The 23,583-nt window shown below is 35.6% G+C and carries 21 protein-coding genes; 13 read left to right on the top strand and 8 right to left on the bottom strand.

From position 1 onward, the window contains the following. Positions 1 to 196: 196 nt before the first annotated feature. Positions 197 to 955 carry a TIGR03915 family putative DNA repair protein gene (locus CLU97_RS17300; RefSeq protein WP_121489035.1) on the bottom strand — a complete coding sequence of 253 codons (759 nt, stop codon included), beginning with the start codon at positions 953 to 955 and terminating at the stop codon, positions 197 to 199. 177 nt (positions 956 to 1,132) lie between these two features. After that, on the bottom strand, positions 1,133 to 2,392 hold the full coding sequence (locus tag CLU97_RS17295; protein WP_121489034.1) for a putative DNA modification/repair radical SAM protein: 1,260 nt from the start codon (positions 2,390 to 2,392) through the stop codon (positions 1,133 to 1,135). A gap of 156 nt (positions 2,393 to 2,548) precedes the next feature. Here CLU97_RS17295 and CLU97_RS17290 point away from each other — a divergent pair, with 156 nt between their 5' ends. The 5 genes from CLU97_RS17290 to sucC all read left to right on the top strand — a co-directional run bounded on the left by CLU97_RS17290 (position 2,549) and on the right by sucC (position 8,104). Continuing rightward, entirely contained in the window at positions 2,549 to 3,877 is a 1,329-nt protein-coding gene (locus tag CLU97_RS17290; RefSeq protein ID WP_121489033.1) for a hydroxymethylglutaryl-CoA reductase, degradative, read from the top strand. Between the two features lie 166 nt (positions 3,878 to 4,043). Continuing rightward, entirely contained in the window at positions 4,044 to 5,114 is a 1,071-nt protein-coding gene (locus tag CLU97_RS17285) for a hypothetical protein (protein WP_121489032.1), read from the top strand. A 1-nt stretch (position 5,115) separates the two neighbouring features. Beyond that, the gene (locus CLU97_RS17280; protein WP_121489031.1) at positions 5,116 to 5,502 is read left to right on the top strand and encodes a DUF423 domain-containing protein; all 387 of its coding nucleotides are present in this window, start codon (positions 5,116 to 5,118) and stop codon (positions 5,500 to 5,502) included. A 2-nt stretch (positions 5,503 to 5,504) separates the two neighbouring features. After that, a complete protein-coding gene (locus tag CLU97_RS17275; protein ID WP_121489030.1) occupies positions 5,505 to 6,782 on the top strand; it encodes a chloride channel protein in 1,278 nt (425 codons plus the stop codon). Between the two features lie 131 nt (positions 6,783 to 6,913). Further along, positions 6,914 to 8,104, top strand: coding sequence for an ADP-forming succinate--CoA ligase subunit beta (gene sucC, locus CLU97_RS17270; RefSeq protein WP_034694875.1), 1,191 nt, complete (start codon positions 6,914 to 6,916; stop codon positions 8,102 to 8,104). 458 nt (positions 8,105 to 8,562) lie between these two features. Here sucC and CLU97_RS17265 read toward each other — a convergent pair whose 3' ends face one another. Beyond that, on the bottom strand, positions 8,563 to 9,450 hold the full coding sequence (locus CLU97_RS17265) for a mechanosensitive ion channel family protein (RefSeq protein WP_121489029.1): 888 nt from the start codon (positions 9,448 to 9,450) through the stop codon (positions 8,563 to 8,565). Positions 9,451 to 9,545: 95 nt separating this feature from the next. Here CLU97_RS17265 and CLU97_RS17260 point away from each other — a divergent pair, with 95 nt between their 5' ends. Continuing rightward, positions 9,546 to 10,181: a peroxiredoxin gene (locus tag CLU97_RS17260; RefSeq protein WP_121489028.1), complete on the top strand. Its 636-nt coding sequence runs from the start codon at positions 9,546 to 9,548 to the stop codon at positions 10,179 to 10,181. A 96-nt stretch (positions 10,182 to 10,277) separates the two neighbouring features. On the opposite strand, the gene CLU97_RS17255 is transcribed toward CLU97_RS17260, so the two are convergent. The 3 genes from CLU97_RS17255 to CLU97_RS17245 all read right to left on the bottom strand — a co-directional run bounded on the left by CLU97_RS17255 (position 10,278) and on the right by CLU97_RS17245 (position 14,020). After that, positions 10,278 to 10,868: an outer membrane beta-barrel protein gene (locus tag CLU97_RS17255; RefSeq protein ID WP_121489027.1), complete on the bottom strand. Its 591-nt coding sequence runs from the start codon at positions 10,866 to 10,868 to the stop codon at positions 10,278 to 10,280. Between the two features lie 267 nt (positions 10,869 to 11,135). Further along, the gene (locus tag CLU97_RS17250) at positions 11,136 to 11,651 is read right to left on the bottom strand and encodes a hypothetical protein (RefSeq protein WP_121489026.1); all 516 of its coding nucleotides are present in this window, start codon (positions 11,649 to 11,651) and stop codon (positions 11,136 to 11,138) included. 95 nt (positions 11,652 to 11,746) lie between these two features. Further along, complete coding sequence (locus CLU97_RS17245) at positions 11,747 to 14,020, bottom strand: TonB-dependent siderophore receptor (protein WP_121489025.1); 2,274 nt, start codon at positions 14,018 to 14,020, stop codon at positions 11,747 to 11,749. Positions 14,021 to 14,199: 179 nt separating this feature from the next. Here CLU97_RS17245 and CLU97_RS17240 point away from each other — a divergent pair, with 179 nt between their 5' ends. Beyond that, complete coding sequence (locus tag CLU97_RS17240; protein WP_121489781.1) at positions 14,200 to 15,255, top strand: Gfo/Idh/MocA family oxidoreductase; 1,056 nt, start codon at positions 14,200 to 14,202, stop codon at positions 15,253 to 15,255. Positions 15,256 to 15,416: 161 nt separating this feature from the next. Here the strand turns inward: CLU97_RS17240 and CLU97_RS17235 are convergent, their stop codons facing one another. Further along, a complete protein-coding gene (locus CLU97_RS17235; protein ID WP_121489024.1) occupies positions 15,417 to 17,309 on the bottom strand; it encodes an ABC-F family ATP-binding cassette domain-containing protein in 1,893 nt (630 codons plus the stop codon). A gap of 205 nt (positions 17,310 to 17,514) precedes the next feature. Here CLU97_RS17235 and CLU97_RS17230 point away from each other — a divergent pair, with 205 nt between their 5' ends. Beyond that, positions 17,515 to 18,027, top strand: coding sequence for a 5' nucleotidase, NT5C type (locus CLU97_RS17230; RefSeq protein WP_121489023.1), 513 nt, complete (start codon positions 17,515 to 17,517; stop codon positions 18,025 to 18,027). 111 nt (positions 18,028 to 18,138) lie between these two features. On the opposite strand, the gene CLU97_RS17225 is transcribed toward CLU97_RS17230, so the two are convergent. After that, positions 18,139 to 19,002, bottom strand: a complete 864-nt coding sequence (locus CLU97_RS17225; RefSeq protein ID WP_121489022.1) for a glycoside hydrolase family 25 protein — start codon at positions 19,000 to 19,002, stop codon at positions 18,139 to 18,141. A 66-nt stretch (positions 19,003 to 19,068) separates the two neighbouring features. On the opposite strand from CLU97_RS17225, the gene CLU97_RS17220 reads away from it, so the two are divergent. The 5 genes from CLU97_RS17220 (at position 19,069) to deoC (ending at position 23,560) form a co-directional block, all read left to right on the top strand. After that, positions 19,069 to 20,331: an NAD(P)/FAD-dependent oxidoreductase gene (locus tag CLU97_RS17220; protein ID WP_121489021.1), complete on the top strand. Its 1,263-nt coding sequence runs from the start codon at positions 19,069 to 19,071 to the stop codon at positions 20,329 to 20,331. Further along, positions 20,328 to 21,002, top strand: a complete 675-nt coding sequence (gene trmD / locus CLU97_RS17215; RefSeq protein ID WP_121489020.1) for a tRNA (guanosine(37)-N1)-methyltransferase TrmD — start codon at positions 20,328 to 20,330, stop codon at positions 21,000 to 21,002. The genes CLU97_RS17220 and trmD overlap by 4 nt, the downstream gene beginning before the upstream one ends. 375 nt (positions 21,003 to 21,377) lie before the next feature. Then, positions 21,378 to 22,313: an endonuclease/exonuclease/phosphatase family protein gene (locus CLU97_RS17210; protein WP_121489019.1), complete on the top strand. Its 936-nt coding sequence runs from the start codon at positions 21,378 to 21,380 to the stop codon at positions 22,311 to 22,313. A 28-nt stretch (positions 22,314 to 22,341) separates the two neighbouring features. Then, positions 22,342 to 22,812 (top strand): Lrp/AsnC ligand binding domain-containing protein, encoded by a 471-nt coding sequence (locus tag CLU97_RS17205; protein WP_047379047.1) that lies wholly within the window; start codon positions 22,342 to 22,344, stop codon positions 22,810 to 22,812. Between the two features lie 4 nt (positions 22,813 to 22,816). Next, positions 22,817 to 23,560 carry a deoxyribose-phosphate aldolase gene (deoC, locus tag CLU97_RS17200; protein ID WP_121489018.1) on the top strand — a complete coding sequence of 248 codons (744 nt, stop codon included), beginning with the start codon at positions 22,817 to 22,819 and terminating at the stop codon, positions 23,558 to 23,560. The last annotated feature ends 23 nt before the right edge of the window (positions 23,561 to 23,583 follow it).

Below are 23,583 nucleotides of genomic sequence, written 5' to 3'. Positions count from 1 at the left end.
TCTGATAAAAATAAGATTTAAAAAATTTTAATATTAACTGAATGTTAACTAAAAAGTTATCCACAATATGGATTTTCGATGAGTGGGGATTATATATTACATGAAATGAGTTGATTAAATAATTGGCTTCACAAAAGAACTGAAAATGATCTATTTTTTAGTCGAAATAAAAAGTTATCCACAATATGGAATTTCACTACCATTTTTCAGTCAGATATTTCCAATATCTTTTCGGAACATGCTGAATATGGAGTTTTATATTTTTTCTTTCCACAATATTGGTTTTTGTGAAATAGCGCTGCCAAAGTACCTGATAGTTCTTCTCTTCATCATGGAACTTTTGCTGATAATGATGGAGATCAATTTTTTCATCGGGGTAGAAAAATTCACAATCATCCAGATCATAGAAAAGTCCATAGTTTCTTCGAAGGTCATAGATCATCCATTTTTGATCCTGGTACCGGTCTTTAAAATGTTTTCTGATTAATGGGAGCACATTGAAGTCGGGATCTATTTTAGCGAAAAAAACATCATCTTTCATTTTTTCAAAACGGACAAAAGCAGTCATTCTGTGTCTTTCCCGGTCTACAGATTTGCAGATTTTTGAAATTTTTAAAACATCAGAATCAGCAAAATTTTCAAGAATATTGTCTTCCGGATGTTTTACTGATTGCCTTACCGCAGATAAGGTGAGGTTTTCAAGATCCGGATCTTCAGATAAAAAAACTTTTAAAAGTTTGTAAATCCCCGGTTTCCCAATATTCTGCTCCAGTTTATTCAGAACCCTTTCAGATTTGTCTGTTTGTGTAATGACCTCATGAATTTCCGCAAAAATATTTTCCTGATGAAATCTTTCTTTACTTGCAATCTCCACATCTTTATAACGGTATTCGAAAACTTCAAATACTGCAGTTAAAAGGCCGTCAAAACTTCCATCATAGAGCAAGGTTGTCATATATTTAATTTACAATTTATTTGTGCTTGTCATTCTGAATGAGATAAATGAGGTGAAGAATCTGGTTAATTGAAGAGATTCTTCCTTCGTCAGAATGACAAATGTGCTGTTAAGTCGAAGTAATAAATTAGTGGCCATTCGTGAACATATTAGTGTTATTTGTGTTTAATATCAGAATCAAAATAAAGTCAGCTGTTGTGAAAACTGATTATGGAATTTGGATGAGCTTCCACCTATTAGCAATCTTCTGAAATTTTTATCCGTTAGATATCTCAGATAAGCATTACCCGCATTAAAATCAATGAAATATTTTGCACGGTTCACAGCCGCTCCCAGTTTTTTTAAATGATCTATGGTTAAAATCTGAAAACGCCTTGCACTCACAATTTTCTGAGCCGTTTTTACTCCAATTCCCGGAATTCTTAAGATCAACTGATATTCTGCGGTCTGAAGGTTAATGGGAAACTGATCAAGATTTCGCAGTGCCCAGCTTAATTTCGGATCTACTTCCAGATCCAGGAATGGCATATTCGGGTCTAAAATTTCTTCCGCTTTAAAACCATAGAATCTCATCAGCCAGTCCGACTGATACAATCTGTTTTCCCTAAGCATGGGAACTTCCGTCGTTAAAGAAGGCAGCCTCTGATCTTCCAACACCGGAACATATCCGGAATAGTACACCCTTTTCAGATTAAAATTTTTATAAAAATGATCAGCAACTTTAATGATCTGTAAGTCATTTTCATTGGTTGCACCTACAATCATTTGTGTAGACTGTCCGGCAGGAGCAAACTTGGGAACTTTTTTCAGAATCTTCTTTTCATCCTTATATTGAATGATCCCTTTTTGAATATACCTCATCGGGCTGATCATATCCTGTCTGTTTTTTTCAGGAGCCAACAATTTTAATCCGCTTTCGGTCGGAATTTCAATATTTACGGATAAACGGTCTGCATATAAAGCTGCTTCCTGCATCAGATCATCACTCGCTCCCGGAATAGATTTAAGATGAATATACCCATTAAAGTTTTCTTCCAGACGCAGTTTTTTAGCAACCCTTACCAATCTTTCCATCGTGGTATCGGCATTTTTGAATATTCCTGAACTCAAAAATAAACCTTCAATATAATTTCTTCGGTAAAAATTGATGGTAAGATCTACCACTTCTTCTACTGTAAAAGCAGCTCTTTTAATATCATTGGAACTTCTGGAAACACAATAGGCACAATCATAAATACAATGATTGGTCAATAGAATTTTAAGCAGAGAAACACATCTGCCGTCTTCCGTATAGGTATGGCAAATCCCGCTCGGAGAACTGTCTCCTAAAGCTCCTTTTTTATTCTTTCTCGTACCTCCGCTTGATGAACAGGAAACATCATATTTCGCTGCATCTGCAAGGATTTCAAGCTTTTCTTTAAGGCGGTCAAAATTCATATTTTTAAGTGATTGATCTATTTTGTATCAAGATAATAATTTAATATTGTTCAAATTTAGTTCCAAAATTGATAAATGTCAATCTTTTTTCATAGAAGTTATCAACAAAAAAGAGTCTCAAAATCATTATATTTACGGCTCATTAAAGTTTATATCATGAATCATAAACCAATCGAAGGTTTTTCCAAGCTTCCAAAGCAGGGGAAAATCGAATGGCTCGTAAACGAATATCTTGAAGGAAACCAGGAATATCAAAATATATTAAAACAATACTGGAATGATGATGCAGATCTTCAGAAGCTTCACGAAGAATTCTCTGAAAATACCATCTCTAATTTTTATATGCCTTACGGAATTGCTCCGAACTTTTTAATTGACGGAAAACTATTGGCACTTCCAATGGCCGTTGAAGAAAGTTCTGTAGTAGCAGCAGCTTCCAAAGCCGCTAAATTCTGGATCGACAAAGGAGGTTTTAAAACGACTATTATTAATACCGAAAAGCTGGGACATACCCACTTTATTTTTAATGTAGAACCTCACAAATTATTACATTTCTTTAATTTCAGTTTAAAGAAAAAATTATTTGAAACAACGGAAGATATTACGTCCAACATGAGAAAACGTGGTGGAGGTATTCTTAATATCAGCTTGGTGGATAAAACAGCAGAAATGCCAAATTATTACCAGTTGAAAGCAAGCTTTGATACCGTAGATTCAATGGGGGCAAACTTTATTAACTCATGCCTTGAGCAGTTTGGAAAAACGCTGAGACAGGAAGTGGCTACCAGCGAAGATTTTACCCAGGAAGAAAAGAATTCACTGCAGATTGTAATGAATATTCTTTCCAATTTTACCCCTGATTGTATCGTAAGAGCTGAGGTTTCATGTAAAATGGAAGATCTAAAAGATGACAGCGGGATTTCTCCTGAAGAGTTTGCTGCTAAATTCAAACAGGCCGTTACCATTGCAGAAATTGAACCTTACCGCGCAACCACTCACAATAAAGGAGTCATGAATGGGGTAGATGCTGTGGTAATTGCTACCGGAAATGATTTCCGAGCTACAGAAGCCTGTGCACATGCTTATGCTGCAAGAGACGGACAATACAGATCTTTGACCCACTGTACAACTGATAACGGTGTATTCAGATTCTGGATTGATCTTCCGATTTCTGTAGGAGTAGTAGGAGGACTTACCAATCTTCACCCTTTGGTAAAATTTTCTCTGGCACTTCTTGGAAAACCTTCTGCACAGGAATTGATGAGTATTCTTGCCGTTTCTGGTCTTGCACAAAACTTTGGTGCTTTACGTTCTCTGGTGACCACAGGAATTCAGAAAGGACATATGAAAATGCACTTACTGAATATTCTGAACCAGCTGGGAGCTACCGAAGAAGAAAAGCAGTACTTTGTGACGTATTTCAAAGACAAGACGGTAAGCCACCATGAGGTGATCAATGAATTTAACAGAATGAGAGGAAACTAATGTTACAGATCATTTTGCCCATCGTATTCCTTGTTTTTGGATTTTTTCTAAAAAAAACAAATAATGAAGGTTTCAAAAGTTCCAAGAAATTTGCCAATATGTTTATCATACTGGGAATTTCCACACTGGTTGCCAAGTTCATTTTAATGTACTTAAAATCAAAATAGTGAAAAAGAGTATTGTATTTTTCTTATTGATTTCAGGATTAAGTTTTTCGCAGCAGAAAGATTTAAAAATAAATAATTTGCAGCCCAAATCAGAAAACTTTGTGTTTCCAGTTGTTTCTTACGCAGGAAATCCCGTGGTTGCCAATAAGATCAATACATTTCTTCAGGTAAACGAACTGGAATATATTCCGAATTCAGGAGGAAATCCTTTTAAACTGGCTTCTACCGCTACGAATTCCTATTCCAATTATGTTTATTTTTATGATTGGAAAAAATTGGAAACCCCTAAAAATATTTTAAGTATAAATATCAATGGAGAAGCTTCGGGAGCCTATCCGGAAGAATTTTCAGACTGGAAAAATTTTGATTTGAGGACAGGAAATTATATCAATGCTGAGGCTTTATTTCAAACAAGTGCTTCCAAAACGGTTGCAGGTTTGATTCAGAAAAAAATCAAAAAAAGAGTCGATGACTTTCTCGTAAAATTAAAATCCGAAAAGAATCCGTCAGAAGAAGTTCAGGAGCAGATTGGCTTATATGAAGGATGTTTCATGGATTATACTTTGAATGGCATCCGATATTTTTTTGGAAAGGATAAACTCACTTTTGTAGCAGGCAGATGTTCCAATCATGCGATGCGGGCTTTAGATGATCTGGGAAGCCACGAACTTGAATTCACTTATAAAGAAATTGAAAAATACCTGAGCGTTTATGGAAAGAATCTGATATCAGGTTCTGAAAAGGTGGGTCAAACGGGTCCCGGAAATAAATTATACAAAGGAAAAATTGACGGAAAATATCCTATCACAGTTTTGTTTAATGAAATCAATGAGGATGATTCTTTTTCAGCAACCTATTGGTATGACAAGAATAAAAAGCCGGTCAATTGGAGAGGAGAATTTGTCCATGACCATTTTTCTATCACAGAAGATGATTACCACAGTGAGGAACTGAAGGAATGGATACCAAAAGCCTTAATAGAAGCTGATTTGAAAGGAAATAAAATCATCGGAACGTGGCAGGATCATAAAACAAAAAAATATTTAACCCTAGAATTAGAAGAGTTATAAAATGAAAACAATTACTTTAGTTTTTGGAACCGTTTACGGAATGGTTTCTGTAATCCTGGGTGCATTCGGAGCGCACGCTTTAAAGAAAATATTAGCCGTGGAAAGACTGGAAAGTTTTGAAACAGGAGTAAGATACCAGATGTATGCAGCTTTTTTCCTGCTGATCATCGGGTATATCTTAAAATTCGAAACCTCTGCGGAGAAATGGACTTCCATTTTAATGATTGCAGGAACACTTTTATTCTCCGTAAGTATCTATTTCCTGAGCATGCAAGATTATCTGGGAATGAATCTTAAATTCTTAGGCCCTATCACTCCGCTTGGAGGTCTGATGATGATCTTAAGCTGGGGGATGCTGATCTTATATTTTGCTAAAAACAGAATATAAGAATGAAGATTAACAGAAGAAGACGGTTAATACGAACATTCAATCTCTTAGATCAACCTATCAGATTCAACCCGTTTGTGTTCAGCCGTACTTTTTTTATGTGGGCGGTTACAGGTCTTGTGGGCGGAATTATCGCCGGAGGATATTGGATCGTACTGGAACATTTTACAGAATTTTTAGCCGGATTTCAAGGCTGGCAGGTAATTCCAACCATGGCAATCTGTGGTTTGCTGGCTGGATTGGTGATTCATTTTATTGGTGATCCGGGAGAAATTCATTTGATTGTTAATAACATCCGATTCAATAAAGGAAAACTGGAACCGAAGAATAATCCTTCCATGATTCTTTCTTCACTCTTTTGTGTAGCTTCTGGGGGAAGTTTAGGTCCTGAAGCACCATTGGTACAAGTCACCGGATCTACGGGAACCTGGCTTGGAAAAATTTTCAGGCTGAAAGGGGAAGAGCTGAGGTCTTTGAGTATTGCCGGTATGGCATCCGGTTTTACGGCATTATTCGGTGCTCCGCTTGGAGGAAGCCTTTTTTCTCTGGAAATTCTGCATCACAAACATGCTGTAGAATATTATAAAGCTATTATTCCTGCTTTGGTAGCCAGCTGTTTCAGTTATCTGATGTTTGCTTTGATTATTCATTTGGGAATCGGGGCAACATGGGATTTAAAAGCTTACCATTATACAGGAGTCTATGATTTTGCTTATGCTACTGCATTTGGAATTGTAGGAACTTTATTCGGCTGGATTTTCATTTTTGTAGTCAAATTTTTTAAAAAGATTTTTGAATACAGAAAATTTCCGATTTATATTAAAACATTCGTAGGTGGAATTATTTTAGGAATTATCGCTTATAATTTCCCCATTACAAGATACTTCGGACATAATGAAATCAATCAGCTGATCGGAGGGAATTTCGGACTGAATTTTTTAATCCTGATTCTTGTGTTTAAAATATTAGCTATAGCTATTACAGTAACTTCCGGATGGAGAGGAGGTTTCATTATTCCTTTGTTCTTTGTAGGAACTACATTGGGACTGATTATTCATAATCTATTTCCGGTAGTAGATACCACTTTAGCCATTGTAAGCTGTATGGCAGCTATCAATGCATGTGTGACAAGAACCCCGATGAGTACAACGATTATTTTAGGAACACTTACCGGATTTACCTATTTTGTTCCGATATTATTTGCCAGCCTTACCGGATATTTCCTGGCTCCGAAAATTCCGTTTATCGGATCGCAGTCTGAGAAATTAGCGGAAGAATAAAGGAAAATAGACGGATATGTTAAAAATCAAGTCCATCAGACTTTAATTTTTAAGTCAATAAACTTGAACTTCCGTGTCTTTTTAGTAAATTTGTCAACCTTTAAATATTAAAATAAAATAATAAAAATAATATGAATCTTCACGAGTATCAATCAAAAGAGATTTTATCAAAGTATGGAGTAGCTATCCAACGTGGTTTCGTTGCAAACAACGTAGATGAAGCTGTAGCAGCTGCTGAAAAATTGACTGCTGAAACCGGAGCACAGGCTTGGGTTGTAAAAGCACAGATTCACGCAGGTGGTCGTGGTAAAGGTGGGGGTGTTAAGTTTTCTCCAAACATGGATAAACTTAAAGAAAACGCTCAGAATATCATCGGAATGCAGTTGGTAACTCCACAAACTTCTGCTGAAGGTAAAAAAGTACACTCTGTTTTGGTTGCAGAAGATGTTTATTATCCTGGAGAATCTGAAACTAAAGAATTTTATGTTTCTATTCTTTTAGATAGAGCTGAAGGGAAAAATACAATCGTATATTCTACTGAAGGTGGTATGGATATTGAGCACGTTGCTGAAGTAACTCCTCATTTGATCCACAATGAATTAATTGATCCAGCAATCGGTCTTCAAGGTTTCCAGGCTAGAAAAATTGCTTTCAACCTAGGTCTTGAAGGAAATGCATTCAAAGAATTTGTGAAATTTATTTCTTCTCTTTACAATGCTTACACAGGAATTGATGCTTCTCTTTTCGAAATCAACCCTGTATTAAAAACTTCTGATAACAAAATTATCGCTGTAGATGCTAAAGTAACTTTGGATGACAACTCATTGTTCCGTCACAAAGACTTAGCTGAGCTTAGAGATACAAGAGAAGAAGATCCAATGGATGTAGAAGCTGGTGAAGCTGGTCTTAACTTCGTAAAACTAGACGGTAACGTTGCTTGTATGGTAAACGGTGCTGGTCTTGCAATGGCAACTATGGATATCATCAAATTATCTGGTGGTAACCCAGCTAACTTCCTTGACGTAGGTGGTACTGCAGATGCTCAGAGAGTACAGACTGCTTTCGGAATCATCTTAAGAGATCCAAACGTAAAAGCTATCTTGATCAATATCTTCGGAGGTATCGTAAGATGTGACAGAGTTGCTCAGGGGGTTGTAGATGCTTACAAAGCTATGGGTAGCCTTCCGGTTCCATTGATCGTAAGATTACAGGGAACTAACGCTGTGGAAGCTAAAAAATTAATTGACGAGTCTGGTCTTCCTGTACACTCTGCAATTACTTTAGAAGAAGCTGCAAACAAAGTAAAAGAAGTTTTAGCTTAATCTAAAATTTTCAGATAAATAAGAAAAACCGTTTCATTTTTTGGGACGGTTTTTTTTGTTTCTAAATCTGGAAGTATAAATTTTTTTGTAAGAATTTTCTTGGATTAAATTTTACCACAGATCACGCAAATCCCACAGATTTTTATTAAGATCCATATCACCTAAAGAATTAATATGTGATATACAGGATGTAATTTTATCGGAGATAAAATCCTTGCGTCTTAAAATTGAAATAGTAGAGAGGGAGATTAATTGCGCCTTTGCGGTATCTAGCCTTTATGAATAGAGTTTCATCTACAAAATCAGTGTGAGGTGCTTCTTAATTAAAAGATATTAAGAGGGAAAAATTGTGCCTTTGTGAATCCCAAACCTTATAGGTTTATATTTATCTCCTCTGTTAATCCTCATAAAAAAGACCACTTCAATATTTGAAATGGTCCTTATATTTTTAAATGATTTTACTTATCCTGATGGCTTTCCGGTAAAATATTCTCTCCGCTTGTAATACTAATACTTGTAGGCGTTACCAGCTGAATTTTATCCGTATCAAAACGGTCTTTAATCCCTAAATAGGCCTTACTTCTTATTTGAGCAAGATTAGCACCTACTTTTATCCAGAATTTTACCTGTAGGTTAAATGCTCCCTGTTTAAGGTCTGTAAAAATTACTTCTATAGTGTCCAGCTTATCCACATTATCAAGGTTTTTAATTACCTCCATAATTCCTTTCTGTGCTTTTGTGATATCTTCATCCGCCGGAATTTCAAAATTTAAAATAATCCTGCGTTGTGGTGAAGCGGTAATATTGTAGAAAGGAGCATTGAAAACAACCTGATTGGGAATATATGCCTTCTTTCCATCATCAGTAAGAAGTTTTGTGGTTAAAAAACCAATTTCCTGCACTGTACCAGAATGTGCTCCAATGGTAATATAATCTCCCACTTTATAAGCTTTATCAATACCAATCAGCATTCCGGAGAAAATACTGGAAACAAGATCTTTCAAAGCAACCCCGGCAATAACCCCGGCAACTCCTAAACTTCCGATAAACTTCCAGAGAAAACCGCTGAAACCCATTATTTCAAGAGCAATAAAAGTTCCCATCAGCATAATCAGGAATCTGAAAATACTGATCAAGGTAACTAATGAACTTTCTTTTTGACTTTTCGGGAAAAATTTATGAAATAGCTTTACAGCTCCTTTGCTTAAATATTTACTGGTAATCAGAAAAAATGTAAACACTAAAATTCCGACAATCAGTTTGGGAGTAAGCGCAGCAAATGTCACATACCAACTTTCCAATACTTTATAAACCACATCTACATACCTGAGGCTCGTTTTCTCCATGAATAAAAATTTTAATTAAATATATAAATTTTCATCAAAAAATTTGCCAGTTCCAAAAAGTCTACTAAATTTGTAGACTATAAAGAAAGAACAATATGTCAATCAAACTAGGAGATACAGCACCCAACTTTCAGGCAGAGTCATCTGTAGGTGACATTAATTTTTATAATTATCTGGGAGATTCCTGGGGAATTCTGTTTTCGCATCCTGCAGATTATACGCCGGTATGTACTACAGAGCTGGGATATACTGCTAAACTGCAGTCTGAATTTGATGCCAGAGGAACCAAAGTAATTGCTTTGAGTGTAGATGGGGTAGAAGATCATCAAAACTGGGTGAAAGATATTAATGAAACCCAGAATACGACTGTTCTGTTTCCTATTATTGCAGATAAAGACAAAAAAGTTTCCGAGCTGTATGATTTTATTCATCCGAATGCGTCTGCAACTGCCACTGTACGTTCTCTCCTGATCATTGATCCCTCTAAAAAAGTAAGACTGATTATTACCTACCCAGCCTCCACAGGAAGGAATTTTGAAGAGATCCTTAGAGTGCTGGATTCTTTACAGCTGGTGGATAACTATCGCGTGGCTACGCCTGTTAACTGGGAAAATGGGGAAGATGTTATTATTCCGCCTACTATTTCTACAGAGGAGGCCAGAGAGATATTCCCAAAAGGTGTAACGGAAATAAAACCGTACTTAAGATACACCCCACAGCCTAATGCATGATTTATTTGATTTTTTATAGTTTAGTTTTAATTTGTACGAAAATCGCCTCGAAAAATTTTTCGAGGCGATTTCATTTTTTTATAAGTATTTCAGTGATTACTTAACGTCGTTGATGATTTGCTTACCTTTAGAGGTTGGAAGATAAATCTGGAATCCTAAACCAAAAGTAATTTTGTTTGTATATCCACCGCTTCCGAATCCTGCGTTAGCATCATATTTTACTAAACCTTCCAATCCGATGTTCGGAGTGATGAAGTAAGAATAACCAGGTCCGAATCCAAAGTTAAGACCGTTGGAAGAAGACCCTCCTTTAGAGATAGATGTACCTCCTATACCTAAGTTACCTTCTAAGAACCATCTTCCGTGGTGTAGCAGGTTATTTACACCTTGCTCTCCCGGGTTAAGATAGTAACGTCCTAATGCCCCTACGTTATATGTAAAAGTAGTTGGTGCATCTTTAGCTCCTTTGAAACCTAAATCTACATAACCTCCTAATGCAACATTGTCTTCAATGAAATAGGCTCCTTTAGGCTGAATATTAAAATCATAACCACCTCCTTTGTTTAAACCGAAGTTGGCTCCTGCAAGGTTACCACCTACCATCCAATTACCTTTCTGAATCTGAGCGTTTGCAGTTGCTGTTAAGCCTGCTACGGCTAATATCCCTGTTAAAATAAGTTTTTTCATAATTTATTATTTTAATAATTAAATGTTTATTATTCACGAATTATAGAAAAAACAATAAATGTGCCATAATCTTAATTTTAGGTAATTTTTCTAAATAAACGTTAATGTAATTAAGGATATATATATTATTTTTTTAACATATTCATTGAGAATTCTGTAAACATAAAGAAAATAAAACAGAGGTTTTAAAATGAAAATGATAAAAATAGTTGTCAGATCATTAATCTTCCAAAATGCTTTTTTTCTTTGCGTAGTTTCCTGATTATTTTAAATAAATAAAAGAATAAGAGAAATAATTAATCCTGCAATAGTAAACTTGATACCACGTTTGAATGCTTTTGTTTTAGGATTAAACATCCAGAAGCTGGAAATCACAAAAAAGAAAAGAGAAACCCCGAAGAATACGCTTAAAGGAGAGATAGCATCTTTGGATTGTGACTTGTGAAGAGAAACCATCTTATCCAGTACGAAAGGCAATTCCTTTTTGGTATATTTTGCTTTTCCTGTGGCGCTGTCGTAAGTTCCCTGTTTAAAATAAAGAACGCTTCCTTCTGTTTTTTCCACTTCCAGACCTTTCATCTTCAGCTCTTTTTTCAGTTCTTTCTCAGAAAGATTGGCTGCGATGCTTTTTTCATACTTCTTTTCGTTCTTCAGAAAATCTGTGTCTCTGTACACCAGAAGAATCCCACTTAAAGAATATACAGCCATGATCCCGGCAAGAAAATATCCCAGATAACGGTGTGTAATTCTCATGAAGCTTCTTGTGTCTTTAATCTTATCCATATCTTTTTGTTTTGTTTTTGTTTTAAAATTTCAAAAGTGGAAACTGCAACATTGCAATTTCCACTTTTCATGAAAGAATTATTATATAAAGACTTTTAAAGTCTGTATGTCAGCGTGAAATAATAGTTTCTTGGTGTAATTGGATTCACTGAATAGTTTTCGTGAACATTATAGTTTACAACATCAAATAAGTTACCCACTTTCCCTTGAATAGAGAATTTATTCCACTCGTAGCCAACTGAAACGGAAACAGTGGTGTAATCTTTTAGATCAAACATTCTGCTCACATTGTTTCTGCTTGTATTGGTTGATTTTGTATCATTCCATCCAGCGATTCTGTCTCCGATGTAGTAAACTCCGGCTCCAATTTTCAACCCTTTTACATAGTTTGTAAATTTATAGAAAACGGAAGCATTTGCTGTTGTAGCAGGCGTTCTTACCAGTCTTTGGTTTTCAACATATCCCTTTTCAGGAGTGTCTGTATAAACAGAATTGTTATAAGAGAAACCTCCGATGATGGATAAGTTTTCCGTTGGATTTCCTGTAATGTCCAGCTCTACACCACGGCTTCTCATATTTCCTGCAAATTCTTTAAGATTCGCGTCTGTAGCATTTACCGGAGTTCCGTTTGGAGTAGAAGCAAACCAATAAGTCTGATAATAATTATTGTACATAATCTGGTAAGCCGTAAGGTTAACTGCTAAAGCATTGTTCCAGAAATTCTTTTTAACCCCAATTTCGTATTGATCTACTGTGGATGGTTTTATGCTTTGTTTTGATAAAGCATTTAACTGATTTTGAACCTGCGCAACAGATTGGTTGGTATTTACTGTACCAAACTGATCTGAAGTATATCCTGCATTGGAAGCAAATGAATTTGTATAGGTTGCAAATACTGAAAGGTTTTCATTGGGAGCATAAACCAAACCTACTTTTGGAGAAAATGCATTATCCGCCGTTGAAGAATTTGCTACTTCAAATTTATCATTTAATGTAAAACGAGTAGTTAATGTAGGCATATTCTCTACATAAGACCATCTTAAACCAGCAATAACTTTAAGCTGTTTTGTTAAGCTGATGAAATCCTGTGCGTATATTCCGATTCTTCTTGTGTTGATTCTAGTTCTTGTATTCAGAGTAGAATTTGGCATGCTAATACTTCCCCATGTTGAAGGATCATCTAAATATAAAATATTAGAAGTTGCAGCTAAAGTATATGCATAAGCATCTGCCTGGCTGTAATCTGCATCAGAACCAATTAAAACTTTATGGTTGATTTTCCCTGTGTTGAATTCACCGTTTAAGTTTACCTGCGCAGAAGTATAGTTTTGTTCATTGTATGTTTTACCAAAAGGTCTGTTCCATGAAAGTCTTGTAGCAGTAGGTGAGCTGTAGCCCCATTGTACTCTTTCAGAAGAAAAATAATCTTTAGTATAGTTTTGGTAAGAAGCTGTAGCATTTAAAGACCATCTTTCGTTGAACTGGTGATTAAACGTTACGTTTGTAGAAGCTTGCTGTACATTTTGATATTGCCAGTCAGTTCCGAAGAAAACATTTCTGGAAATATTATCATTCAATCTATAGCTTTGGTCTTTTTCAGTAATCGATCCAAGACCAAAATCAGGTGTGAAATTATTCTTAAGGTAATCTGCCTCTACAATTAATTGAGATTTTTCACTTAAATTAAATAAAAATGAAGGGTTGAAGTAATATTTTTCGGATTGTACAACATCTCTGAAGCTTTCAGCATATTCATAAGCCCCGTTTATTCTGAAAGCAGCATGCTTGGATAATGGTCCGTAAACATCCACTGTTGGTTTGTAAGAATTCCAGCTCCCACCATTTAATCCTATACTTCCGCCAAAATTGAATTTCGGTTTTTTTGTAATCATATTAATAATACCTCCGGCAGCCGTATTTCCGTAAAGCATTGCGTTTGCCCCCTTTAAAACTTCTACTCTTTCCAGACCGCTTACTTCAGGGAAAACTCCACTATTGATCCTTGATCCGTTCTTGAAGATATTATCATTTCCTAAAATGAAACCACGTCCACCAAAGCTGTCCTGGGAATTTCCTCTTGAAGAAGTAACGTACATTCCATTGATATTCTGAAGAACATCGCTCAGCTGTTTTGCCTGCTGCTGCTCAATAATTTCATGAGTAACAATAGCAATAGGCTGTGGGGTTTCCATTATCGTCAGGTTAGATTTTGTTGATAATGGTCTTGCCTGATTAGGATTTCCTGTTTTGTGAAGATTAATATCCTCAATAGTCTGGGTTCTGATAGTGTCGGCTTCAGCATTTTTCATCTGGGAACTTGCTGAAACAGCGACGAATAACAGACTTAAAGAAAGTAGTTGTCTTTTCATTTTATTTTTATGTAGAACAGATTTAAATAAGGCGCAAATGTAAGTATTTGTTTAGAATAGATAAAAATAATTTTATGATTTAAATCATATTCTATCAATAATGGCATGGATTATTTCTATACCTCTTTTGGAGCTGGGAATGAAGTGTTTTTATGAATATATTTGTTAAAAATTTTAATATGCAATTGGTAAAAGCAGGGCTTTGCGCCTTTGGAATGAGCGGAAAAGTATTCCATGCTCCCTTTTTAAAGGAACATCCGGGATTTTTCATTTCTGCTGTAGTAGAAAGAAGTAAAGAAGAGTCAAAAGAAAAGTATCCGGAAGCAACCATTTACCGTTCTGTAGAAGAAATGCTTCAGCAGGCAGATGTAGAGCTGGTAATTATCAATACTCCGGTTCAAACCCATTATGAGTATGCAAAGAAAGCGTTAGAGGCCGGGAAAAATATTGTTGTGGAAAAACCTTTTACAGTAAATGTTTCCGAAGCAGAAGAGCTGGTGCAGTTGGCAGAAGAAAAAGGGTTGTTTCTGAGTGTGTATCAAAACCGAAGATTCGACAGGGATTTTTTACAGGTTCAAAAAATTTTAAATGATAAAAAAATAGGAAATATTAAAGAAGCTGAGATCCGTTTCGACAGATTCCGTACAACACCTAGTGGAAAACAACATAAAGAAAGTCCGGATCAGGTAGGATCAGGAACGCTTCATGATTTGGGTGCCCACCTTGTAGATCAGGCTGTACAGTATTTTGGATATCCTGAAAAACTTTTTGCAGATGTATTTTCTATGAAAGGAAAAGAATTCGCCAATGATTATTTCGAAATCCTCTTATTTTATAAAAATGATCTGAGAGTAAGACTGAAGACTTCTGTTTTCAGTAAAGAAGGTCATTACGCCTATACTATTCATGGTGACAAGGGTAGCTTCTTACAGGAAAGAACAGATAATCAGGAAAATGAACTGGTGGCAGGCGCTATTCCTGTATATGGTAAAGAATGGACACAGCCATTAGACGAACCGGATGGAATTTTAAACTTCCTGAACGACAATTCCGAAACAGAAAGAATTCTGACTTCCAGTGAATCAGGAAATTATATGGATTATTACCAGCAGATCTATGAGCACATTGTTTTTGGATATGTATTGCCGTCTCCGGGAAGAGAGGTTATTCAGAATATGAAAATCATTGATGCTTCACTGGAAAGCGCAAAAGAAGGAAGAATCATTCAATTATAAAAATGTTATTTAATTATAAATGATGAGTTATGAATTATGAATGAATCCAATGGGTTGGAGAGTTAGAGAGTTTAAGGTTGAGTGTAAACGAGTTGAAAACGACTACAATCAACCTTAAACTTTAAACGTTGAACCTTAAATTCATTCATAATTCATAACTATTAAAGGATTTCCTGAAGTTCCAGCCATCTCATTTCGTGATTTTCCAGTTTTTCTGAAACGGATTCCAGGTCTGCAGAAAGCCTGGCTATTTTTTCGTAATCAGATTCATTGTTGAGCTGATCAAGAATTTTGGAACGCTGATCTTCTAATTCAGGCATTTCTTTTTCAATAGTCTCCAGTTCTCTTTGTTCTTTGAACGTTAGTTTTCTTTTAGCACTGGAAGATGTATTGTTTTCTGCTGCGGGAGCTGTTTCTTTTACAGGTTCAGATTTTACTGCTGTATTTTTTTCTAATGCCTCTTCACGGCTTCTTGCTTCTCTGTATTCTGAGAAATTTCCAACAAAATCTCTAATTTTTCCTTCTCCTTCAAAAGCCAGAACATGATCTACAATTCTGTCCATGAAATATCTGTCGTGGGAAACGATAATTAAAGATCCCTGGAATTGCTGAAGGAAATTTTCAAGAACCGTTAATGTAGGAAGATCAAGATCATTCGTAGGCTCATCAAAAATAAGAAAATTAGGGTTCTGATATAAGATATACATCAGGTGAAGCCTTCTCTTTTCACCGCCCGAAAGTTTGGAAATAGGAGAGTACTGCGTCTGATCATCAAATAAGAACAATCTTAAGAACTGTGATGCGGAAAGACTTCTTCCGTTTGCTAAAGGATAAAATTCTGCAATTTCTTTAATGAAATCAATCACACGTTCATCCTCTTTATAAGTAAGCCCTTTCTGAGCGAAATAACCGAAAGATATTGTTTCTCCCGTTTCAATTTCACCCTTGTCAGCCTTTTCAAAACCTTGGATAATATTAAGAAGGGTTGATTTTCCTGCTCCGTTTTTTCCAATGATTCCTACTTTTTCACCACGCTGAAACTGGTAGCTGAAATCTTTTAAAAGGACTTTCGGGCCAAAGCTTTTATCAATATGTTTAAGTTCAAGAATTTTATTTCCCAGACGTTTCATTTCAAAATCTAATTCCAGTCCGTCTTTTCTGGTGTCGGTTTTCGCTACTTTTTCCGTTTCGTAGAAGGCATCAATTCTGCTTTTTGATTTTGTGGTTCTGGCTTTTGGCTGTCTTCGCATCCATTCCAGTTCCTTTCTGTAAAGGTTGTTGGCCTTATCAATAGTAGCATTAAGATTTTCCTCACGGATCATTTTGTTCTCAAGATAAGTGGCATAAGAACCATTGTGAACATAAAGATTTCTATCTTCCATTTCCCAGATAATATCACAGACGCTGTCCAGGAAATATCGGTCGTGGGTTACAAGCAGTAAAGTGATTTTTGCTTTATTCAGGTAATTTTCAAGCCATTCTACCATGTCCACATCCAGATGGTTGGTAGGTTCGTCCATGATAAGAAGAGTATGTCTGTGTTCCGCTCTTGTTTCTGTTAAAAGTTTAGCCAGCGCCACACGTTTGATCTGCCCTCCGGAAAGAGTTCCCATTTTAGCTTCCAGATCCGTAATCTTAAGCTGGGAAAGAATCTGCTTCATTTCATTTTCCAGATCCCATGCCTTATGGACTTCCATATCAGCCAATGCTTTCTCAATAAAATCATGATCAGTAGAGTGAAGTGACTTATGATAATTCTTAAGAGCTAAAATAGGTTTAGAATCCAGCGTCATCATAAATTCTTCAATACTCAGTTTAGGATCATAATTAATTTCCTGATCAAATAATACCACCTGGATATCTTTATTGATGATCGCAGTTCCGCTGTCTGCAATTTCTTTACCCATTAATATTTTCAGAAGGGTAGATTTTCCACTTCCGTTTTTGGCAACAATAGCAATTTTATCTCCTTCATTGATGTGAAAAGTAATGTTTTCAAACAAAACTTTGATGCCGTAAGATTTGGTAAGATTTTCTGCAGAAACGTAATTCATTGGAAATTAATGGTTTGATTTTAATTTTGAATAGAACCGCAAAAATACGAAAATGTAGCCTAAAATTTTCTGTAACAGCTTTTATTAAACTAAGATTTATGATTTTTTAATAGACTGTGTCCATTGCCTGCAAAAACTTATCAGTAAATTTGAGATGCTAAAATTTACACAGTAAAAATATTAATACAAAAATCTGATTGAAGTAATGAAAAAAGTTATTGTCGACATGGATGGGGTAATGGCAGATGTATACCATCAGCTGGTACAATTTGAGAAAAGAGATACAGGAAGAGAAATTGAAATCAGTGATTTGGCTGGTAAGCCTGAAATAGAATCTTTTCCCAACGGAAAAAAACATGTAAATGAAGTAGGGTTTTTCAGAACCTTACCTGTAATGAAAGGAAGCCGCGAGGCAATGCAGTATCTGAATGATAAATATGACCTTTACATCGTATCTGCAGGAATGGAGTTTCCGAACAGTTTGAGAGAAAAATACGACTGGCTGGCAGAACATTTTCCGTTTATCACCTGGGAACAAATTGTTCTTTGCGGAAGTAAAAAAGTAGTGGCAGGAGATGTGATGATAGATGATTATCCTAAAAATTTAGATCATTTTGACGGGCAGAGACTTATATTCACTCAGCCTCATAATGAATTTATAGAAAATGAAACTTACAAAAGAGTTCATACCTGGGAAGAAGTGATGAATATCCTTTAATAGCGGGAAGAAGGAAGCTGGAGGCTGGAAGTTTTATTGCGAAGCTGATTTGAAGGCTGGTTTATTAAGTATTAACTTCTATCTTCCTGCTTCCATCATTCTTTCTCTCCTCTAATCCAGCGTCAGTCTTTTCAACGACCAGGAATTTCCGTTATAAATATCAAGATCTACTTTGGCATTAATGCCATGAACGATCCCGTTTTCTGTAAACTGCCAGAAATCCCACTGATCATCGGGAGAAGGAGTAGGTACATCATTGTAATTGGCCAGCCATAACGGATAGCCTTCAAACTCACCTTTCAGGAAATCTTTGTAATAATGATAGTAGGTATAAATGATAGGTTTCTCACCATAAGCTTCCTCCACAATTTTACACCATACTTTCAGATCTTCAATTAATTTTTTATTGGTTTTACGCTTAGGTATTTTTTCAATATCAAGAATTGGAGGAAGGTCTCCGCTTTCCAGCTTTACGTTTTCCAGAAAATTATTCGCCTGAATTACCGGGTCTTCATCAGCTCTGTAAAAATGGTAGGCACCGCGGATCAGATCATGCTTTTTTGCGCTTTCCCAAAATTCATCAAAATGCTTGTCGGCACTTCGGTTTCCCATGGTAGCACGCATCACTACAAACTCCAGCGGAATAGTCTTGTTGCCAATGCTTAAGCTATCCCATTTGATATCTTCCCTGTTCTGATAGTGGGAAACATCAAAACCATAAGTTTTATCAAGATTGCTGCTTAGTATTCTCTGAATTCTTAAGGATTCCTTTTCGCTGTTATGAAGTTTTTTATGTCTGAATTTATTAAAGTACAGCGCATAATAATAGCTGACGGACTGTCTTAAATAAAGCCCTGTCCCTACCAACGCTATGATTAATATTGCCAATATCACCCATCTTCGGAAAAAATAGTTCTTCCGTCTTGTTTTATGGATTTGTTTGGCAGTTTTTTTGGTGTACTTTTTAGGTGTCATAAAGTTTTGCAAAACTAACTTTTTTCACTGCGAAATGCTAAAATAAAATCAGTAAATTTGTGTATTATGGAAACACGCGAAAAAATCATCATCATTGGAGGAGGATTTGCGGGGCTGCAGCTTGCAAAAACATTGAATAACAAGAACAAAAAAGTAATTGTTCTGGATCGGATGAATCACCATATGTTTCAGCCGCTTTTTTATCAGGTAGCCTCAGGGAGGATAGAGCCTTCCAACATTTCTTTCCCTTTCAGAAAGATTTTTCAGCAGTCCAGAAACACACAGTTCCGCATGACAGAGGTTAAAGAAATAGATCCTGCCAACAATAAAGTCATTACTGACGAAGCAGAATTTACTTACGATAAACTCATTATTGCTACTGGTTGTAAAACTAATTTTTTCGGGAATAAAGATCTTGAAGGAAAAGCTTTTGGAATGAAGAATACCCAGGAAGCCATCAGTATCAGAAATCATGTGCTGATGACCTTCGAAAAACTCATTATTGAAAAAAGCAGAAGCGATGACGGAAACTGGAATATCGTTATTGTAGGAAGCGGACCTACTGGTGTAGAACTGGCAGGTGCTTTTGCTGAAATGAAAAAAGATATCCTTCCAAGAGATTATCCTTACATGAATTTTGATCATCTGAAAATTATTCTTGTGAGCTCTACAGAAAAGCCACTTGCCGTAATGAGCAGTGAAGCTCAGGAAAAATCTGAAAAATACCTAAAAGATCTTGGGGTAACTTTTATGAGCGGAGAAGTGGTTACGGATTATGACGGAGATAAAGTTCATTTAAAAAGCGGAAAAGAAATTCCGTCCAATAATGTCATCTGGGCAGCCGGAGTTACAGGAAATGTGGTAGGAGGCTTCCCGGAAGAAAAATTAGTAAGAAACAGGTATATTGTAGATCGATATAATAAAATAAAAGGTTACGATAATATTTATGCCATTGGGGATATTGCCTATATGGAAACACCAAAATATCCGCAGGGACATCCGCAGGTAGCCAATGTAGCCATTAATCAGGCTAAAAATTTAGGTAAAAATTTATTAAAGAAGACTCAGAATGAATGGAAAGAATATGAGTATGAGGATAAAGGTTCTTTAGCTACTATTGGGAAGCACAGAGCCGTTGTTGATCTCCCATTTATAAAATTCCAGGGATTTTTTGCGTGGTATTTCTGGATGTTTCTCCATTTAATGCTAATTTTGAGCGTTAGAAATAAGCTGGCCATATTCTTCAACTGGATGTGGAGCTATATCAACAAAGATTCTTCTTTAAGATTAATTATTATACCTACTAAGAAAAACGGAACATTACAATGAGAATTGACATAATAAGCGTACTTCCGGAATTGATGGAAAGTCCGTTCCAAGCTTCTATTTTGAAAAGAGCAATGGATAAAGGGCTGGCAGAAGTACATTTTCATCAGCTGAGAGACTGGGCAATCAATAAGCACAGGCAGATTGATGATGAACCTTACGGAGGCGGAGCTGGAATGGTAATGATGATTGAGCCGCTGGATAAATGCATCTCAGAGCTTAAGTCCCAGAGAAATTATGATGAAGTCATCTATCTGACACCAGATGGCGTTACCCTGAACCAGAAAATAGCCAATACACTTTCCATAAAGAAGAACCTGATTTTTCTGTGTGGACACTATAAAGGAATAGACCAAAGAGTAAGAGATCTTCATATTACAAAAGAAATTTCAATAGGAGATTACGTTCTTACAGGAGGCGAACTGGCAGCCTGTGTTCTTGCCGATTCGGTGATAAGGCTGCTTCCGGGAGTTTTGAATGATGAGCAGAGTGCTTTAACTGACAGTTTTCAGGATGATCTTCTTTCACCGCCAATTTATACCAGACCAGAAAGCTATAAAGGGCTGGATGTTCCTAAAATTTTACTGAGTGGTAATTCCGGTAAGATTGAAGAGTGGCGTCATGATGAGGCAGTACGCATCACCAAAGAGAAACGTCCAGATTTATTGGAATAAAAATCATTGAAATTCACCCAGTTCTTTTCTATCGATATTCTTCCATTTGTTATGCAGATAAATGGAATAAAATTTGTTATATATTTATTAAACATTAAAAAATATTAATATTTTTGATTTTATGTGAAATATTTATTTAATAATCGGGGATTTAATGTATTGTCTCAATTTTGATTAATATGTTAAAATTCCCTAATTGTTGAAAATTTGATTTATTATATATGGTATCATTGGTATTTTTATTATATTTGAACTGTTTTTTAACAAGAATTGATTTTCTTTTATAACGTGAATCAATGGAATTTGAAAAAAAATAATAAATTTACAGCGTTAAAAAAAGAACATATATAAACTAAAGTAAAGAAATTAATGTAGATGGAGCTGTTCTCTTTTTATAATGTTGAAAATTTATTTTTACCCGATCCGAAACCTGTCCACAAATTAGATCCTACCCGGTCAGGATTGAGGAATTGGGATGAAAAGAGATATAAAAACAAGCTTTTTAAAATCTCACACGTATTTCAGTTAATGAAAGAAGATAATGGTGTATTGCCATTTATGATTGGATTATCTGAAGTTTCCGGAAGAAAAGTTCTGGAAAATCTCGTGGAGATGGAACCCTTTAATTCGGAATATGGGATTGTACATTACAATTCTATGGACGAAAGAAAAGTGGATGTAGCAATGTTATATGACAAAAATAAGGTAGAGGTTATAGATTCTGAAACCATTACTTTCTTTTTTGAAATAGTAAAGAAAAACACAGGAAATTACGACACAACAAGAGACGTACTTTTTTCAAAAATAAAGTATAAAGGGGAAATTATTAATGTCTTTATCGCCCATCTTCCCTCTAAGCGAGAAAAAGATATTAATAAACCTAAGAGAACCTTTATAATGAATGAGATCCGGGAACGGATTATGAAAATTGTAAATGCAGATAAAGAGCATGTCATATTGTGTGGTGATTTCAACGAAAACCCGGATGATGAAGATTTAGTACAGATTCTCTATGACAATAACCATGAGAAGGTTTTAACGAACCCTTTTCAGCAATTGTTTTCTACAAGAAATTATTCTACTTTTCATTATAAATCTGGATTGCTGTATGATCAGATCATTATGTCAAGATCTTTGCTTGATAATATGACGCTGGCTTTTCAGGATGCACATATATTCAATTCTGAAAAAATCCGCAGCAGAACCAGAAATTTTGAAGGCCGACCTTTCCGAACATATGCTGGTACACGGTATTTAGGAGGATATAGTGATCACTTCCCGGTTTTTGTAAAATTTAAAAGTTTACAGTAAAAAACATAAATAATAAAAAAAGTAGAAAATGAAAAATTCGAGCAACACAAGCTACCATTTAGATTCTATTGACAAAGAAATCATCTATATGTTGATGGATAATGCTAAAACTTCTTTAGCCCACATTTCAAAAAATGTAGGGATTTCCACCACTGCAGTGCATCAAAGAATCAAAAAACTCGAACATGCGGGAGTTATTGAAAATTCAATATCATTTCTTAATCCTAAAAAGATAGGATATAAGGTGATTTCCTACATCGGCGTATTTCTGGATCAGCCAAGCCACTATCCGGAAGTAGTAAAATCTTTACATGACATTAACGAAGTAGTGGAGGCCCACTATACTACAGGAAATTATACAATTTTCCTGAAAGTTCTTTGTAAAGATAATGATCATCTAATGCAGATCCTTAATAAGCTTCAGAAGCTGAAAGGAGTAACAAGAACAGAAACTTTTATATCTTTGGAACAAGGTATTTACAGACAATTGAAAGTATAACGATATGAACATAGCCCAATATTTGGATTCAACTTACCTCAAGACACCAGAACAGTCAGGTATTTCCCATGAAGAAACACTTCAGAAAGATATTCAACTCGCTCAGGAAGCAATAGATAAAGGTATCTTTGCAGTGATGATTCGTCCAGATTATGTATCTGAGGTCAAAAAATATATTCAGGAAAAAAATTCAAATGTTGCAGTAGGAACTGTAATAGGCTTTCACGAAGGAAACTATTCTATTGAAGAAAAGCTTGCAGAAGCATCCAAAGCAATAGAAGATGGTGCTGATGAATTGGATTTTGTGATTAATTATAACGCTTATCTACAGGGAAATTTACAATTGGTAAAAGAAGAATTTGTAAAATGTACGAGATTATCTCTTGAGCATCATAAAATAGCAAAGTGGATTATTGAAATTGCTGCTTTGACTCATGAACAGATTGCAGATCTTACTAAAAATATTTCTACCTGGGCAGAGGAAAACTTCTCTGAAAATGATTGGCCAAAGATCTTTGTTAAATCTTCCACAGGTTTCTATGAAACTACTGACGGAAAACCTAACGGAGCAACCTTTGAAGGAATCGCTATTATGCTTGAAAATGCAGGGAAACTTCCTGTAAAAGCGGCAGGCGGAGTGAAAACTCCTGAAGATGCAGAGAAAATGATCAGCATGGGAGTAAAGAGAATCGGAACTTCTTCAGCATTAGCATTAATTCAAAATGAATCTTCATCAGAAGGATATTAATTTAAATTTTAAATCATAAAAAA

This window comes from Chryseobacterium sp. 7 (assembly GCF_003663845.1).
Classification (GTDB): Bacteria; Bacteroidota; Bacteroidia; order Flavobacteriales; family Weeksellaceae; genus Chryseobacterium.
This window is presented reverse-complemented; position numbering and strand designations above follow the sequence as displayed.

Coding starts and splice junctions, on each gene's coding strand:
- CLU97_RS17300 (WP_121489035.1), bottom strand. CDS start 955: ATGACAACCTTGCTCTATGATGGAAGTTTTGACGGCCTTTTAACTGCA.
- CLU97_RS17295 (WP_121489034.1), bottom strand. CDS start 2,392: ATGAATTTTGACCGCCTTAAAGAAAAGCTTGAAATCCTTGCAGATGCA.
- CLU97_RS17290 (WP_121489033.1), top strand. CDS start 2,549: ATGAATCATAAACCAATCGAAGGTTTTTCCAAGCTTCCAAAGCAGGGG.
- CLU97_RS17280 (WP_121489031.1), top strand. CDS start 5,116: ATGAAAACAATTACTTTAGTTTTTGGAACCGTTTACGGAATGGTTTCT.
- CLU97_RS17275 (WP_121489030.1), top strand. CDS start 5,505: ATGAAGATTAACAGAAGAAGACGGTTAATACGAACATTCAATCTCTTA.
- sucC (WP_034694875.1), top strand. CDS start 6,914: ATGAATCTTCACGAGTATCAATCAAAAGAGATTTTATCAAAGTATGGA.
- CLU97_RS17265 (WP_121489029.1), bottom strand. CDS start 9,450: ATGGAGAAAACGAGCCTCAGGTATGTAGATGTGGTTTATAAAGTATTG.
- CLU97_RS17260 (WP_121489028.1), top strand. CDS start 9,546: ATGTCAATCAAACTAGGAGATACAGCACCCAACTTTCAGGCAGAGTCA.
- CLU97_RS17255 (WP_121489027.1), bottom strand. CDS start 10,868: ATGAAAAAACTTATTTTAACAGGGATATTAGCCGTAGCAGGCTTAACA.
- CLU97_RS17250 (WP_121489026.1), bottom strand. CDS start 11,651: ATGGATAAGATTAAAGACACAAGAAGCTTCATGAGAATTACACACCGT.
- CLU97_RS17245 (WP_121489025.1), bottom strand. CDS start 14,020: ATGAAAAGACAACTACTTTCTTTAAGTCTGTTATTCGTCGCTGTTTCA.
- CLU97_RS17240 (WP_121489781.1), top strand. CDS start 14,200: ATGCAATTGGTAAAAGCAGGGCTTTGCGCCTTTGGAATGAGCGGAAAA.
- CLU97_RS17235 (WP_121489024.1), bottom strand. CDS start 17,309: ATGAATTACGTTTCTGCAGAAAATCTTACCAAATCTTACGGCATCAAA.
- CLU97_RS17230 (WP_121489023.1), top strand. CDS start 17,515: ATGAAAAAAGTTATTGTCGACATGGATGGGGTAATGGCAGATGTATAC.
- CLU97_RS17225 (WP_121489022.1), bottom strand. CDS start 19,002: ATGACACCTAAAAAGTACACCAAAAAAACTGCCAAACAAATCCATAAA.
- CLU97_RS17220 (WP_121489021.1), top strand. CDS start 19,069: ATGGAAACACGCGAAAAAATCATCATCATTGGAGGAGGATTTGCGGGG.
- trmD (WP_121489020.1), top strand. CDS start 20,328: ATGAGAATTGACATAATAAGCGTACTTCCGGAATTGATGGAAAGTCCG.
- CLU97_RS17210 (WP_121489019.1), top strand. CDS start 21,378: ATGGAGCTGTTCTCTTTTTATAATGTTGAAAATTTATTTTTACCCGAT.
- CLU97_RS17205 (WP_047379047.1), top strand. CDS start 22,342: ATGAAAAATTCGAGCAACACAAGCTACCATTTAGATTCTATTGACAAA.
- deoC (WP_121489018.1), top strand. CDS start 22,817: ATGAACATAGCCCAATATTTGGATTCAACTTACCTCAAGACACCAGAA.